Source organism: Trinickia symbiotica, from assembly GCF_002934455.1.
GTDB classification, from domain to species: domain Bacteria; phylum Pseudomonadota; class Gammaproteobacteria; order Burkholderiales; family Burkholderiaceae; genus Trinickia; species Trinickia symbiotica.
The window spans coordinates 1-14,606 of the sequence record NZ_PTIR01000007.1 but is presented as its reverse complement, the minus strand read 5'-3'; the positions used below and the strand labels follow the sequence as shown (position 1 = coordinate 14,606).

General features: G+C 66.3%; 17 protein-coding genes and 1 pseudogene. 4 read left to right on the top strand and 14 right to left on the bottom strand.

Features of this window, described 5'->3' with window-relative positions; translation table 11 throughout:
• From B0G57_RS11980 to B0G57_RS11965, 4 genes are all read right to left on the bottom strand, one after another.
• The gene (locus B0G57_RS11980; protein ID WP_018443239.1) at positions 1-1,296 is read right to left on the bottom strand and encodes a dicarboxylate/amino acid:cation symporter; all 1,296 of its coding nucleotides are present in this window, start codon (positions 1,294-1,296) and stop codon (positions 1-3) included.
• A 217-nt stretch (positions 1,297-1,513) separates the two neighbouring features.
• The gene (lipA, locus tag B0G57_RS11975) at positions 1,514-2,518 is read right to left on the bottom strand and encodes a lipoyl synthase (RefSeq protein WP_018443240.1); all 1,005 of its coding nucleotides are present in this window, start codon (positions 2,516-2,518) and stop codon (positions 1,514-1,516) included.
• Entirely contained in the window at positions 2,515-3,309 is a 795-nt protein-coding gene (gene lipB / locus B0G57_RS11970) for a lipoyl(octanoyl) transferase LipB (RefSeq protein ID WP_018443241.1), read from the bottom strand. The genes lipA and lipB overlap by 4 nt, the downstream gene beginning before the upstream one ends.
• A 141-nt stretch (positions 3,310-3,450) precedes the next feature.
• Positions 3,451-3,777: a DUF2917 domain-containing protein gene (locus B0G57_RS11965; RefSeq protein ID WP_020566493.1), complete on the bottom strand. Its 327-nt coding sequence runs from the start codon at positions 3,775-3,777 to the stop codon at positions 3,451-3,453.
• A 101-nt stretch (positions 3,778-3,878) separates the two neighbouring features.
• Between B0G57_RS11965 and B0G57_RS11960 the strand changes: the two genes are divergently transcribed.
• Complete coding sequence (locus tag B0G57_RS11960) at positions 3,879-4,874, top strand: transcriptional regulator GcvA (protein ID WP_018443243.1); 996 nt, start codon at positions 3,879-3,881, stop codon at positions 4,872-4,874.
• Here B0G57_RS11960 and B0G57_RS11955 read toward each other — a convergent pair.
• From B0G57_RS11955 to B0G57_RS11915, 8 genes are all read right to left on the bottom strand, one after another.
• Positions 4,840-5,109 (bottom strand): DUF493 family protein, encoded by a 270-nt coding sequence (locus B0G57_RS11955; protein WP_018443244.1) that lies wholly within the window; start codon positions 5,107-5,109, stop codon positions 4,840-4,842. The genes B0G57_RS11960 and B0G57_RS11955 overlap by 35 nt on opposite strands.
• A 25-nt stretch (positions 5,110-5,134) precedes the next feature.
• Entirely contained in the window at positions 5,135-6,403 is a 1,269-nt protein-coding gene (locus B0G57_RS11950) for a D-alanyl-D-alanine carboxypeptidase family protein (protein ID WP_018443245.1), read from the bottom strand.
• 320 nt (positions 6,404-6,723) lie between these two features.
• Positions 6,724-7,350 carry an alpha/beta hydrolase gene (locus B0G57_RS11940; RefSeq protein ID WP_018443248.1) on the bottom strand — a complete coding sequence of 209 codons (627 nt, stop codon included), beginning with the start codon at positions 7,348-7,350 and terminating at the stop codon, positions 6,724-6,726.
• Between the two features lie 32 nt (positions 7,351-7,382).
• Positions 7,383-7,706 carry a (2Fe-2S) ferredoxin domain-containing protein gene (locus tag B0G57_RS11935; RefSeq protein ID WP_018443249.1) on the bottom strand — a complete coding sequence of 108 codons (324 nt, stop codon included), beginning with the start codon at positions 7,704-7,706 and terminating at the stop codon, positions 7,383-7,385.
• Positions 7,707-7,864: 158 nt separating this feature from the next.
• Positions 7,865-8,497: an ABC-type transport auxiliary lipoprotein family protein gene (locus tag B0G57_RS11930; protein ID WP_018443250.1), complete on the bottom strand. Its 633-nt coding sequence runs from the start codon at positions 8,495-8,497 to the stop codon at positions 7,865-7,867.
• Between the two features lie 61 nt (positions 8,498-8,558).
• On the bottom strand, positions 8,559-9,524 hold the full coding sequence (locus tag B0G57_RS11925) for an MlaD family protein (RefSeq protein ID WP_018443251.1): 966 nt from the start codon (positions 9,522-9,524) through the stop codon (positions 8,559-8,561).
• Positions 9,525-9,554: 30 nt separating this feature from the next.
• Entirely contained in the window at positions 9,555-10,433 is an 879-nt protein-coding gene (locus B0G57_RS11920; RefSeq protein WP_018443252.1) for an ABC transporter ATP-binding protein, read from the bottom strand.
• Positions 10,434-10,440: 7 nt separating this feature from the next.
• Positions 10,441-11,568, bottom strand: a complete 1,128-nt coding sequence (locus B0G57_RS11915; protein ID WP_026230147.1) for an MlaE family ABC transporter permease — start codon at positions 11,566-11,568, stop codon at positions 10,441-10,443.
• 141 nt (positions 11,569-11,709) lie between these two features.
• Here B0G57_RS11915 and B0G57_RS11910 point away from each other — a divergent pair, with 141 nt between their 5' ends.
• The 3 genes from B0G57_RS11910 to B0G57_RS11900 are packed head-to-tail and all read left to right on the top strand — an operon-like array spanning position 11,710 to position 13,794.
• Positions 11,710-12,684: a biotin--[acetyl-CoA-carboxylase] ligase gene (locus B0G57_RS11910; RefSeq protein ID WP_018443254.1), complete on the top strand. Its 975-nt coding sequence runs from the start codon at positions 11,710-11,712 to the stop codon at positions 12,682-12,684.
• The gene (locus B0G57_RS11905; protein ID WP_018443255.1) at positions 12,681-13,532 is read left to right on the top strand and encodes a type III pantothenate kinase; all 852 of its coding nucleotides are present in this window, start codon (positions 12,681-12,683) and stop codon (positions 13,530-13,532) included. Before B0G57_RS11910 ends, B0G57_RS11905 begins: the two co-directional genes overlap by 4 nt.
• Positions 13,533-13,554: 22 nt before the next feature.
• Positions 13,555-13,794: a Clp protease/crotonase-like domain-containing protein gene (locus B0G57_RS11900; RefSeq protein WP_018443256.1), complete on the top strand. Its 240-nt coding sequence runs from the start codon at positions 13,555-13,557 to the stop codon at positions 13,792-13,794.
• Positions 13,795-13,828: 34 nt separating this feature from the next.
• Here B0G57_RS11900 and rfaE2 read toward each other — a convergent pair whose 3' ends face one another.
• The gene (gene rfaE2 / locus B0G57_RS11895; protein ID WP_018443257.1) at positions 13,829-14,314 is read right to left on the bottom strand and encodes a D-glycero-beta-D-manno-heptose 1-phosphate adenylyltransferase; all 486 of its coding nucleotides are present in this window, start codon (positions 14,312-14,314) and stop codon (positions 13,829-13,831) included.
• Positions 14,315-14,341: 27 nt separating this feature from the next.
• Positions 14,342-14,606 (bottom strand): annotated as a pseudogene (locus tag B0G57_RS11890) (ferritin-like domain-containing protein); the annotation flags it as partial.

Here is a 14,606-nt window from a genome sequence, read left to right as displayed (position 1 = left end):
TCAGACGCGTGCCGCTTCCGTTTCCGCGACCGCCGCCTCGCCACGCAGCGTGCGCGTGAGCTTGGCGCGATCGAGCTCCTTCTCCCACGCCGAGACGACCACGGCGGCGACGCCATTGCCGACGATGTTCGTGAGGGCGCGGCATTCGCTCATGAAGCGGTCGATACCCAGGATGAGGACCATGCCGGCGAGCGGGATCGTCGGCACGACGGCGAGCGTGGCGGCAAGCGTGATGAAACCCGCGCCCGTCACGCCGCTGGCACCCTTCGAGGTCAGCATCGCCACGGCGATCAGTGTCAGCTGCTGCGTGAGCGTGAGATCCGTGTTCGTCGCTTGCGCGATGAAGAGCACGGCCATCGTCATGTAGATGTTGGTGCCGTCGAGGTTGAACGAGTAGCCGGTCGGCACGACGAGGCCGACGACCGAGCGCGAACAGCCGAGCTTCTCGAGCTTTTCCATGAGTTGCGGCAAGGCGGCCTCGGACGAGCTCGTCCCGAGCACAATCAACATCTCTTCCTTGATGTAGCCGACGAAGCGCACGATGTTGAAGCCGACGAGGCGGGCAATCGTGCCGAGCACGACCAGCACGAACACGATCGACGTCAGATAGAACGTGCCGACCAGCTTCAGCAGCGGCAGGAGCGAGCCGATGCCGTACTTGCCGATCGTGAACGCCATCGCGCCGAAGGCGCCGATCGGGGCGAGCTTCGTGACGATGCGCACGATGCCGAAGAGGACATGCGAGAGGCTCTCGATGAAGTTCGTCACGGGCTTGCCGCGCTCGCCGATCGTCGCGAGCACGCTGCCGAAGAGCAACGCGATGACGAGGATCTGCAGGATCTCGCCTTGGGCGAACGCGTCGACGAACGTCTTCGGTATCAGGTGCATGAAGAAGTCGACGACGCTTTGGCCGTGCGCCTTCTCCGCGTACGAGGCGACGGCTTTGCCGTCGAGCGACGCGACATCGACGTTGAAACCTGCGCCCGGCTTCAGCAAGTGCGTGGCGATGAGGCCAAGCAAGAGCGCGAACGTCGATACGATTTCGAAGTAAAGCAGCGCCTTGCCGCCCACCCGCCCTACCTTCTTCATGTCCTCCATGCCTGCGATGCCGGTGACCACGGTACAGAAGATGATCGGGCCGATCACCAGCTTGACGAGGTTGATGAACGCGTCGCCGAGCGGCTTCATGTCGATCGCGAGATTCTTCGCGTAGTGACCGAGCACGACGCCGGCGATGATCGCGGCGATCACCTGCACATAAAGGATTCGATAGAACGGTTTCTTGAGGCGGGGCATTGGATGTCTCCTTGCTCTTGACTAATGGTCCGAGCGGAAGGGGAGCCGCTCGGCTGTGGGGTCGTCAATTGCAAGGTCGATGCCAAGGCGAGGCACGCTTCAAGCTGCTGATTATTAAGGAAAAGAAATCGCGGGCACAAGCGCGCCATCCGGTTTCCTGGATTTCACCGCAAAACAGAATCCGGCAATCCGGAAACCCTCGAGCCCACGAGCGCTATCAGACAACGCCTGCTTCGTGCGCCTGCACATCGGCGTGGTAGCTCGAACGCACCATCGCGCCGACGGCCGCGTGCGTGAAGCCCATCTTGTACGCTTCCGCCTCGTACATCTTGAACGTATTGGGGTGGACGTAGGCCCGCACCGGCAGGTGATGCTCGGACGGTTGCAGGTACTGGCCGATCGTTAGCATGTCGACATCGTGCGCGCGCAGATCGCGCATCACCTGCAAGATCTCTTCTTCGGTTTCGCCGAGGCCCACCATCAGCCCCGATTTCGTCGCCACCTCCGGATGCAGCGCCTTGAAGTCCTTCAAGAGCTTCAGCGAATGAGCGTAGTCCGAACCCGGCCGCGCTTCCTTGTAAAGGCGCGGCACGGTTTCGAGGTTGTGGTTCATCACGTCGGGCGGTGCGCTCGTCAAAATCGACAGCGCGCGATCGAGCCGGCCGCGGAAGTCGGGCGTCAGGATTTCGATGCGCGTTGCGGGAGAAAGCTCGCGCACCTTGCGAATGCATTCGACGAAGTGCGCGGCGCCACCGTCGCGCAGATCGTCTCGATCGACGCTCGTGATCACCACGTACTTGAGCTTGAGCGCGGCAATCGTTCGCGCGAGGTTCAGCGGCTCTTCCTGATCGAGCGGATCGGGACGGCCGTGGCCCACGTCGCAAAACGGGCAGCGCCGGGTGCACTTGTCGCCCATGATCATGAACGTCGCGGTGCCCTTGCCGAAGCACTCGCCGATGTTCGGACAACTCGCCTCTTCGCAGACGGTATGCAGGTTGTGCTCGCGCAGAATCTGCTTGATTTCGGAGAAGCGCGAGCTGCCCGTCGCCGCCTTCACGCGAATCCACTCGGGCTTCTTGAGCTTTTCGATCGGCACGATCTTGATCGGAATCCGCGCCGTCTTGGCCTGTGACTTCTGCTTGGCCGTCGCGTCGTAGGCGGTCTGGGGCGCGTCGGCGCTCGAAGCGGCCGGCCCGTTCGGGTGGGCGGTAACGTCAGTCATTCGGTAGGTCCATTCTTTGGGCGATGCGCGACGGCGCTATCGAGGTTCGCGGCAAGACGCGCCGCCAGGGTTCGGGCCGCATCGTCCCAGCCGGCAGCGGCGCCGAGCGTCGCCATATCGACTGTTTCGAGCCCTGCGTAGCCGCATGGATTGATCGCGAGAAACGGCTGGAGATCCATCTTCACGTTCAGACTCACGCCGTGGTAGCTGCATCCGTTGCGAATCTTGAGGCCGAGCGCCGCGATCTTCGCGCCCGCGTGCGCACTGGCCGTGGGCCCGGGCGCGACATAGATGCCGGGAGCGCCATCACGGCGCTCGCCGGCGAGATTATACGCCGCCAACGTCTCGATCACGGCCTCCTCGATCAGCGTGACGAGTTGGCGCACGAGCAGACCGCGCCGCCGCAGGCTCACGAGCAAATAGGCGACGACCTGACCGGGACCGTGATAGGTGATCTGGCCGCCCCGATCGACTTTGACGAGCGGAATCGCGGAATCGGCCGCGAGCAGATGCGCGGGGTTGCCGGCCTGGCCGAGCGTGAAAACGGGCGGATGCTCGACGAGCCAGATCTCGTCCACGGAATCCGCGGTGCGCGCCTCGGTGAATTCGCGCATCGCGGCGAAGCTCACTTCATACAATTCGACGCCGCGCCAGACCAGTTCGAGGTCCGGCGCGAGCCGCTCGCGTAAAGGGAGGCCGCAAAGCGGCGCGCAAAGCGCTGAGACGGGCGCCGCCGCGTCGGACGATGTCACTGGCGTGGCGAGCGGTTCGGAGAGCGGAACGGCAGACATGGTGCCGGCAGTTTACCGGAATCAGACGCGCGGCGCCGATGCCGGGCGGGGCCGGCCCGCCGCTCCACTGCGCCGACTACCGACGGCAACACTCACTACCACCCGCCGCAACCCTCGAACGACGGGCGTGCCGAGCGTCGGTTAAACCGTCCGCCAGCCGCCGCGCCAGCGCATGCCGAACAGCTCCCCCAGCGCGGCAAGCGCGCCTCGCAGGCGCTCGCCAGCCAGAAGCGGGCCGTGGAACGCAACACGCGCCGGCCCGTCACCGTCGACGCTCAGCCAGAGCCGCTCGCCGCGCCGCAAGGTCAGCGACGACCCCGGCAGTACCCAATAATCCTCGACATCATTGCTGCGCGAGACCCAGACTGATGCGCCTTCGACATTGAGGCGCGTGCTGTGCGCAATCATCACAGGTATCGTCTCACCCCGTTCGATCTCGAACGTGACGCTTGAAGAAATCTCTCTCATGACCGCCTCCACCCAAAGTGTCTTCCATGGCTAGAATCCTAGGCGTGGTAACGTTCGGCGTAAAACGATCAATTCTCACGCGTATGTGAGGCAAATTCACAATGGATCTGAGGAAGCTGCCCGCGCTCAACGCGCTGCGCACGTTCGAGGCCGCCGCCCGGCACGAGAGTTTTTCGCGCGCGGCCGACGAGCTCTTCGTCACGCACGGCGCGGTCAGTCATCAAATGCGCGCGCTCGAGGAGGAGCTCGGCGTCGCGCTTTTCGTGCGTACTGGTAAGCGCGTCCGGCTGACGGACGCCGGCAACCGTTATGCGAAGTCGGTCCGCGCCGCGCTGATGACGCTCGCGGACGCGACGCGCGACGTCCGAAGCGGCGAGCGCACGCGGCGTCTCGTCGTCTCCTCGTCGCCGTCATTTTCGGCCCGCTGGATCACGCCCCGCATCGGCAGCTTCATGGACCGCCATCCCGAGGTCGATCTCGATTTGCTCTCGACGAACGCGCTCGCCGATTTTTCGCGCGACGACGTCGACGTGGCGATCCGCTATGGCCGCGGCAACTATCCGGACCTGCATGTCGAGCTGTTGCTCGATGAAGTAGCGTTCCCGGTCTGCTCACCGAGGTTCAACGGCGGGCAACTGCCGAAGACGCCCGCGGACCTCCTGCACGTCCCGCTTTTGCGCTCGGACACGGATCTCTGGCGCCCCTGGTTCGAAGCCGCCGGCTTGCCCGATGCCACCGAACCGCGGCGCGGCGTGCTCTTCGACGATTCGTCGAATCTTTTGCTTGCGGCAGGAGATGGCCAAGGCGTCGCGCTCGCGCGTAGCTCGATCGTCATGCAGGAACTCGTGGCGGGACGCCTCGTGCGCCTGTTCGATGTCGAAGCGGCGTCCCCGTGGAGCTATTACTTCGTCTGCCCGCCCCCGCTCTTGACGAGCGCACGCGTGCAGGCCTTCCGCGCGTGGATCTTCGAAGAGGTGAAGCGCTTTCGCGCCGTCTACGAGCAAACGTGCGGCGGCGTAAGAAGCGGCGTGAACGAAAGCGGTCCGCTCGCGCCAGCTGCCGTCAAAGGACGACCTTCACCATCGGATGTCCGGTGAGCGCCCGATAGATGTCGTCGAGCTGCTCGCGACTGATGGCGCGCACGGTCACCGTCAGGCCGACATAGTTGCCGCCGCTCGACGGCCGCGTCTCGACCCGCGTCGCGTCGAAGCTCGCGTCGAACTGACGCACGACGGACGCGACCGTGTCGGCGAAATCCGGGTGCGCCTTGCCCATCACCTTGATCGGAAAGTCGCACGGAAATTCGAACAGCGATTCGTTGACCGGGCTCATCGGCTTCACTCCCACACTTGCACCATCACTTCTTCTTGCTGAACATCAGCATCAGCGAGTCCCAGATCCGTCCGCCGATGCCGGCTTGCGGCACCGGCTGCAGCGCGACGATCGGAACCTGCGCAAGCGTCTTCCCATCCGCCGCGATCTGTACCGCCCCCACTTGCTGACCATCGGCGATCGGCGCGATCAGCGGCGAATTCAGGGTGACTTGTGGCTTCACTTTGTCGCCCATGCCGCGCGGCACGGTAACGTACTGGTCGCTCTTCACGCCGACGGGCACGCTGTCGGCCACGCCCTTGTAGACACGCGGAGTCTGCACCGGCTGATTCGCCTTGAAGAGGCGCACCGTGTCGTAGGCGCTGTAGCCGTAATTCAACAGCTTCATGCTGTCCTGTACGCGCTCGTGCTCTTTCTGCTCGCCCATGACCACGGCGACGATGCGGCGCGATGCATCGGCCACGCCCGGCAGCGGGCGCTTCGCCGTCGCGATCAGGCAGTAGCCGGCCGCCTCGGTATGCCCCGTCTTCAGGCCGTCGACGGTCGGATCGAGCCAGAGCAGGCGGTTGCGGTTCGGCTGCTTGATCTTGTTATAGGTGAATTCCTTGACCGAGAAGATGCTGTAGTACTCGGGGAAGTCGCGAATGAGGCGAGCCGAAAGCGTGGCGAGATCGCCCGCCGTCGTGTAGTGCTGCGCATCGGGCATGCCGTTCACGTCGGCATAGTGCGTCCCTTTCATGCCGAGCTTCTGGGCTTCGGCATTCATCATCTCGACGAAATGCGATTCACTGCCGCCCACGAGCTCCGCGAGCGCGATTGCCGCGTCGTTGCCCGACTGCACGATCATGCCGTAGACGAGATCGTGCACGGTCACGGGCTTCTCGGCCTCGATGAACATCCGCGATTCGTCGTTGCGCACGCGCCGCACGGCCAGGCTCGGCGTCACGACCTGATCCATCGAGATCTTCTTGGTCTGCAGCGCCTCGAAGACGAGATAGGCCGTCATCAGCTTCGTCAGCGAGGCCGGCTCGACGCGTTCGTCGGCATTGCCGGAAGCCAGCACCTGATTGGCCGTAGCGTCGATCAGCACCCACGAGCGCGCCGTTACGGCCGGCGGGGGCACCTGGGCCGACGCGCGCGGCGCATAAGCCGCGGCACCGGCCGCGAGCGTCGCGGCGACGAGAAGGCTCACGGGCGCGCCGCGCGCAATCGATTGCGGGATGAACGACGAAGCGAACGACGAGATCGACGGAATCGAAGGCGCCGACGAAGGGCCGAAGAAGGAAGAGCGCATAGGGTCAGTTCGTGCGAAAGAGAGCATGCGCGCATGGCGCGCGGCGGAAAGAGGCGGCCGCGCCAACGCGAGCGGCGCCGCGACTCGCGGAAAACGATCGGAATGCGGTGGCGGCGAAGCAGCGATTGGACACAGGCGAATGCGACTGGTTCGCGCAAGCGGCCTCGATGGGACGACGCTCGCGCAAAAAAATTGCGCCCATTATACGCGGCGCGCTGCTTCGAAATCGCGTTTTATGAGGACCTGTATGCGCAAATCGATGCATCCTCGCGAGGCGAGCCGCCGCGATCGCGCGCTTTTTTCGCGCGCCGCGCCGCCACTCACCTCCAGGCGTCGACGACGATGCGCTTCAGCAGATGCAGCTTGCGATGCAGAAAGTGTTCGGCGCCCGGGATGACGACGACGGGCAACTCCTGCGGCCGCGCCCACTCGAGTGCCGCCGCGAGCGGGACCGTGTCGTCGATTTCGCCATGAATGACGAGCGTATTGTCGGGCACGGGCGCCACGTCCCAGCGGCTCGCCGCCGTGCCCACGAAGACCATGCGCTCGATTTCCTCGCCCGCCTCGCACAATGCCGCCGCGACGTGCGACAGCACGACGGTGCCGAACGAAAAGCCGGCGAGCACGAGCGGAGCATCGCTTTGACCCGGCTGCGCGCGCATGTGAGCGATCACGGCGCGCAAGTCGTCGCGCTCGCCGATGCCGTTGTCGTGTTCGCCTTCGGTCTGCCCCACGCCGCGGAAGTTCGAGCGATACGTGACGTAGCCGAGCTGCACGAGCGTACGCGCGAGCGTGACCGCGACCTTGTTGTCCATCGTGCCGCCAAAGAGCGGATGCGGATGCGCGACGAGGGCGATGCCGCGCGGCGCGCCATCGGGCCGATCGAGCGCGACCTCGATCTTGCCGACGGGCCCGTCGATCAGGAATCGTTGCGTTTGGGCATTCATGTGGGCCGTTTTCTCTCGATGCTCGCGGCCGATCAGCGATCGATCAGCAGACGCTCGACGATCTTGCCGTTGGCAAGGTGCGAATCGACGATTTCGTCGATGTCCGATTCGTCGATGTACGTGTACCACGTGCCTTCGGGATAGACGACGACGGTCGGGCCCTGCTCGCAGCGATCGAGGCAGCCGGACTTGTTGATGCGAACCTTGCCGGGACCGGCGAGGCCGAGCTGCTTCACGCGTTTTTTCGCGTATTCCTGCATCGCCTCGGCGTTGCAGTTCGCGCAACTCGGACGATCGGCGCCGGGGGCGCGTTTGTTCAGGCAGAAAAAGACGTGGTATTTGAAGAAGGGATCCATGATCTCGTGGCAATGAAAGGGGCGCCGATGAGCCGGCCGATTATAGCGAGCGGCAGGCACTGGCGCTCGCGAGCCGCACAGGGCGCCCCGCCGTCGAAAAGCTCGTTGAAGCGATGGACGCAACGCGCGCGCCCGCGTTCGGCCGCCACCGTCAGCCGTCAGCGGGACGCCACCGGCGCCTGCATGCCGAGCCAGGCGACGAGCTGTGCGACGAAGTCGTCACTCGCCGCCGAGAGCGCGCCTACACCGGCCGCCGCGTTCGGCATCATGGCCGGCGCGCGCGCAATGAACGTGTGCTGGGCGAGGACTTGTCCATCGCGCATCAGCGTCGCGCGAGCCGTAATCGCACCGTGGCTCTCGCCCTCCGAATCGAATACCTGCTCGAACTGCTCGAGGTCGACCGTCAAAAGCGGCGCGGCGATATCGCCGCCCGCGAGCACGACGCCTTGCGCCGATAGCGCGGCACGAACACGCTGCGTCAGCAAAAGCGCCGGCGGCATCGTCCAGTGGCTGTGCGCGTAGACAGCCGTGCGGTGCGGATCGGCATAGCTCAACCGGTAGAGGATGTCGTCGCTCTCGAGCGAGCGCGGCGCCCGCACGTCGAAGACCCTCACCGCCGGCAACGGCTGACTTTGGGTGGAAGCGCTCGGCGCCGGCCCGAGGTCGTAACGGAGGTCCGATACGGCGGCGGGCGTAGCGAGCGAGCAGCCGCTCACGATGAGCATCGCAACGAATCCGGGCAGCAGCGCTCGCGCGGCCGGCGAAAAAAGACGGTCGATCGAATATGGCATTTGTCGATTTCCCCTGCTTGGCTTGATCGTTCAGTTCATCCGGGCCCTCGGCCCGCGTCGTTCAGCGTGCGGCGGGCGGCGCCGCGGGCCATCGGAATCCGGCCTCGCCCGGGCCGGGCTCCGCGGGTGCGACGCCGAACAGCACGCTTCTCGGGCTCGAGCCGAACACGGCGGCGGCGTGGTCGATCGAGCGCGCCGCGCCGCCGACGTCGGCGGCCAACTCGTTCACGCGCGGCAGCGTGTCGTACTGGACACGCGTCGACATGTTCTCCAGCGAAGCGTCCATCTGCGTGATCGCGGCACTCGCGCGATCGGCCGCGGAGCCGAGCCTCTCGAGGTTCGAGTAGAGCGGCCCGCGCGGCGCGTTGAGATTCGTGACGAGCGCGTTGGCCGAAGCGAGCGTGCGCTGCAGTTGCGTCAGCGTGGCCGGCAGTTGCGTCGCCGCGGGGCCGGCCGCGTGCGCGAGTTCGGTCACGGCGTCGGCCGCGTGCTGAATGCTTGCCGCGCTCGCGAGAAGCTGCGTCTGCACCTCGGGCGAAAGCATGGCATCGGCGTGCGTCGCGACGCTCTCGAGTTCGTGCAGCAATACATCGCCGCGTTCCTGCAATTGCTCGAGCAGGCCGGCGTGCATCGGCAGCTGCGCGACATGCTTCGGCGAAGAAGCAATCGGCCTCGGGTCGGCCCCGGTATCGTCGAGCTGCACGAACGCGAGGCCGGTCACGCCTTGCAATGCCAGCGTGCCGAACGTGGAGTGCGTCATCGGCGCGTGCTTGTCGACGAGAATGCGAATGATGATCTGCCCCGGATGCGCCGGATCGAAGCGCAGCGACTGCACCTTGCCGACGTCGAGCCCGCGATAGCGGACCGCGGCATCGGTCGTGAGGCCGGTCACGGCCGAGCGCGAGACGAGGTCGTATGGCACACGCACCGTCCGATCGAGATTGAACCAGAAAACGGCGAGCCCGATCGCGACCGACAAGCCGATCGCGAAGAGCCCGGCCCAGAATGCATGCGACTTGTTTTCCATGCGCGGATTCCCCTGCTCTCCTGTCTGTCGTTACAGCGACACTTCCGCCGATGCGGATGCCAGCGCGGCCGGCGGCAGCTTCGCGCGACGCTCGGGCGGCAACGCCTGCAGGGCGCGCCTTCCGCGCCGCCCGAGAAAGAATTCGCGGATGAACGGATGCTCGACGCCGCAGGCCTCCTCGATCGGCGCCGCGACGAGCACTTTGCGATCGGCGATGACCGCCACGCGCGTCGAGAGCGACGTCATGGTATCGAGATCGTGCGTCACCATGACGACGGTGAGGCCGAGCGCGCGATGCAGCGTCGCGACGAGCTCGACGAATTCTTCGGACGATTGCGGATCGAGCCCGGCCGTCGGCTCGTCGAGAAAGAGCAACTCGGGCTCGAGCGCGAGCGCGCGCGCGATGCCGACGCGCTTCACCATGCCGCCCGAGAGCGCGGCCGGCATCTTCGACGCATGCTTGCAAGGCAGGCCGACCATTTCGAGCTTGAGCATGACGATGTCGTGAAGCAGCGCGCGCGGCACGCGGCCGAGCTCGCGCAGCGGCTGCGCGATGTTGTCGAAGACGGACAGCGACGAAAAGAGCGCGCCCTGCTGGAACAGCATGCCGACACGGCTACGCATGAGACGCGCGGCATGCGGATCGATCGTCGACATGTTCTCGCCGAAAAGCGAGATATCGCCCGAGGTCGGCTGCTCGAGGCCGAGGATCTGCCGCACGAGCGTCGTCTTGCCCGAGCCCGAGCCGCCGACGATCGAGACGATCTCGCCGCGCCGCACGTCGAAATCGAGATGCTCGTGCACGACATTGCCGCCGTAGCGCTTCGTGAGGTCGCGCACCTCGATCACCTTTTCGGCGATGGCGGGCGGCGGACGGTCGCGTACGGCGGCGGAAAGCGGTGCAGTCATTCGATCCTCAGAATCCGACGTTCTGGAACATGATGGCAAAAACTGCGTCGGCCAGAATGACGACCGTGATCGAGGTCACCACCGACGAAGTCGTACCCGTACCCAGGCTTTGCGAGTTCGGCTTGATCCTGAAGCCGAAGTGGCAGGCGACGAGCGCGATGAGGATGCCGAACGCGGCCCCCTTTCCTAGCCCGATATAAAGGTTCGCGATCGGCACGACCGCGGGCAGCGCTCGCGCGAAATAGGCCACATCGATGCCGAGCACGAGCTGGGCGGCGAGCGCGCCGCCCACGAGCGCGACGATGTCGGTCCACATCACGAGAAGCGGCATGGCGACGGCGAGCGCGACCACGCGCGGCAAGATGATGCGCAGCCCGTGCGGAATCCCCATCACGCGCATCGCATCGAGCTCCTCCGTCACGCGCATCACGCCGATCTGCGCCGTGATCGCCGAACCCGAGCGTCCCGCGACGAGAATTGCCGCCAGCACGGGCCCGAGCTCGCGGATGACCGCGAGTCCGAGAATGTTGACGATGAACTGATTCGCCCCGAAGAGCCGCAGCTGCTGAGCCGACAGGTAGCTGAGCACTATGCCGATCAGGAACGCGACGAGCGCGGTGATGGGCAGCGCCTTCGTGCCGGCACTGTAGACGTTGGCCGAGATTTCCGTCCACGGCGCGCTGGCCGGCCGGCGGACGATGGTGAGCGCGTCGAGCACCACGCGCCCGAACATGGCGACGCCGCCGTAGACGTGATCGGCGAAGCCGAAGATCGCATAGCCGAGCCTCGTCACCGGACTGGTCCGCTCGACGGGCTCGGGGTCTTCGCGATGCGTCTCCAGCAACGCGATGCGGGCGAAGATGTCGCGCTGCGTCTCGGTGAGCGTGATCCGCTCGGGCATTTGGCGTCCCCAGACACGCCAAAGCGCCTGGCCGCCGACATGGTCCATGCGCTCGACCGCGGAGAGATCCCACTGCGCGGCCGTGTTCCCGATCAGCGACGAGAGCCGCATCGTCGCGCCGGCGCGAGCGCGGTCGCGCGCGAGCGCGAGCGCCGTCCACTGCCCCGACAGCCGGACGAGCGGGCCCGGGCTGCCGGCGCCGATCTGCAGGCCGGGTGGCGTATCGAAGTCCAAGGGAGCGGTGCTCATCCGTTGTGAACAGCGGCCATTGTAGCCAGCGAAGCGTCGATCGTATGCGTCGTTGGCGGCACGTGTCGCCGACATCGCGTCCGAACCGGCGGCGGGGGCACCCGCAGCGCCACTACAATAGCGCCTATGACCGACACCACCCATCCCGCGCGGCCCGTCGCGCCGGCACCTGTCGCGCGCGGCGCGCTCGCGCCCGCCTGCGACGACTGGCGCATCGACCCGGCGCGCGTGCTCTCGGCCACTCGGGCTGTCTTTCCCGCCGAGCGGCTCGAAATCGTCGACGAAACGGGCTCGACGAATACCGACCTCATGCAGCGCATGAGAAATCTGCCGCGCGATGCGGCCGAGCCGGGCATGCAAGCCGTTCGCGTCGCCTACCGGCAAACGGCGGGGCGAGGACGCCAGGGGCGCAGTTGGCACGCCGAACGCGGCCGCGCTTTGACGTTCTCGCTCGCCTGCGTGCTGCCGCGCCCGCTGGCGGGCCTGGCCGGTTTGAGCCTCGCGGTCGGCACGATGCTCGTCGAAGCATTGCGCGCCCTGCCGGCGCTCGCCCCCGGCGACGCCGCCCGCATCAGGCTGAAGTGGCCCAACGACATCCTGCTCGACGACGACAAGCTCGCCGGCATCCTCGTCGAGACGGCGTGGAGCACGCCACTCGCAACGGCCGCCGTCATCGGCGTCGGCATCAACGTGCGCGACGACGTCACGCTCTCGGCCGAACAGGCTACCGCCGCCGAAATGGAGCCGCAGCGAGCCGCACTCACACGCCCGATGACGCCCGCGGCGCTCTCTCGCGTGTATCCGAACGCTAACCTGACCGAAACGCTCGCGGCCGCGCTCGACGCACTCCTCGGTACGATCGATCGCTTCGCGGCCGAAGGTTTCGCGCCGTTCCGGCCGCGCTGGAACGCCTTCCACGCCTATGCAGGCCGCGACGTCGCGCTGATTGAGCAAGGCGTGGAGGTGATGCGCGGCACGGCCATCGACGTCGACGAGTCGGGGCAGCTGCTCGTCGCCACCCCACAGGGGGTCATGCCGATCGCAACGGGCGACGTGTCTTTGCGCCCCGTGCCCGTCCTGGGACAGTCCAACCATCTATGAAGCGCGCGGCCTCTCCGCCCTTTTTGCTGATCGACGCGGGCAACAGCCGTATCAAGTGGGCGCTCGCCGAAACGCCCGGTCTGTTCTTGAGCCAAGGTGTCTTCTCGCACGAGAACGGAAACGGAAACGGGAACGACAGCGTGCCGCCACCGGACGCTGCGACGAGCCTGACCGCCGAGCCCGACTGGTCGTCGTTGCCGCCTCCGGGCGGCGCATGGATCTCGAACGTTGCGGGCGCCGAAGCGGCCGCTCGGATCGACGCGCTGATCGAGCGCCATTGGCCGGCGCTGCCGCGCACGACGATTCGCGCGCGCGATCGTCAATGCGGCGTGACGAACGGCTACGCGGAACCCGCGCGCCTCGGCAGCGATCGCTGGGCCGGGCTCGTCGGCGCGCATGCGGCGTTTCCGGGCGAAGATCTGCTCATCGCGACGCTCGGCACCGCGACGACGCTCGAAGCGCTCCACGCCAACGGCACGTTCGAAGGCGGGCTCATCGCACCCGGCTGGACGCTGATGATGCGCTCGCTCGGCGAGCATACGGCACAATTGCCGACACTCGCCGCCGATTCGGCGCGCGAGCTGGCCGGCGACGCGCTCGCGCGCCGCTGGCTCGCGACGGACACGCGGCAGGCCATTTCGGCGGGCTCACTGCTGGCACAAGTCGGGCTCATCGAACAGGCGTGGCGCGAGTTTTCGCGGGCGCGCCAGGCGCCCATGCGGCTTGTGCTGGGAGGCGGGGCCGCCGACGCGGTAGCGCGCGCCCTAAGCGTGCCTTGCACGCGTCACGACGGGCTCGTGATCTCGGGGCTTGCGCTCATCGCGGCCGACGACGCTCGATTGCTTTGAATCAAAGAGGGGGAAGTCAACGATGTTGCGCTGGCTGATCGCCATTCTCGTGCTCGCCAACCTGGTCGCCTTCGGGCTCGCGAGCGGCATGTTGGGGCCGCTGCCCGCATCGGGGCCGCGGGAGCCGAATCATTTGAATCGCCAGGTTCATCCGGAATGGCTGAAGACGCGCCCGATCTCGGCGGCGGACGCCAACGATCAGGCGATCGTCGGCAAGGCTGCGCCCGAGCCGGCCGTGAAGGCTTCGGCGCTCACGCAGTAGCATCGGGGACCCGTACGGGTGCGCGAGAAGTCGCTCACGCGCCGTGCGCGCGCACCTTCTTCAAGAGCGCCGTGGTCGACCGTTCGTGCTCGAACGGAATCGCAAGCGCGCGCCCACCCCAGCCGCGCACGAGCGACGATTCCGGCAAGGCGTCCATATCGTAGTCGCCGCCCTTCACGAGGATGTCCGGCCGCAGCGCGGCGATGAGATCGATGGGCGTCTTCTCCTCGAAGCGGACGACCCAATCGACGCTTTCGAGGGCCGCAAGCAGCGCCATCCGGTCCTCTTCGCGGTTGATCGGGCGATCGTCGCCCTTACCGAGCATGCGCACCGATGTGTCGCTGTTGACGCCTACGATGAGGCACGCGCCGAGCGCGCGCGCCTCGGCAAGGTAACTGACATGCCCGCGGTGGAGAATGTCGAAGACACCGTTCGTGAAAACGACGGGCGCGGGCAGTTCGGCACGGCGCACAGCGAGGGCTTCGCGCGTGACGATCTTGCGTTCGAAGGGGCTCGGCACAGGCTTGTCTGATTCGAAGCGAATGCGTCAGGCAGGTTGATGCTGAGAATCGGACGGGCCCTGCGACTGCAGCCGCGTCGTGACTTCCTTCCGGTAGCGGTTGAGCTCCTGCGCCGTCGTGAAGGTCCGCTCGAAGAGCACCGACAGGTTGTGCAGGATGCGCTCGACGACCTTCTTCTCCCAGCCGTCGTCAAAACGGATCTGCTCGTCGAGCCAGCGCTCGAGCCATTCGGGATCGGGCAGGCGCGATTGCACCGTGTCGCGCGGGAACAGCGCCTGGTTCACGTGCAGG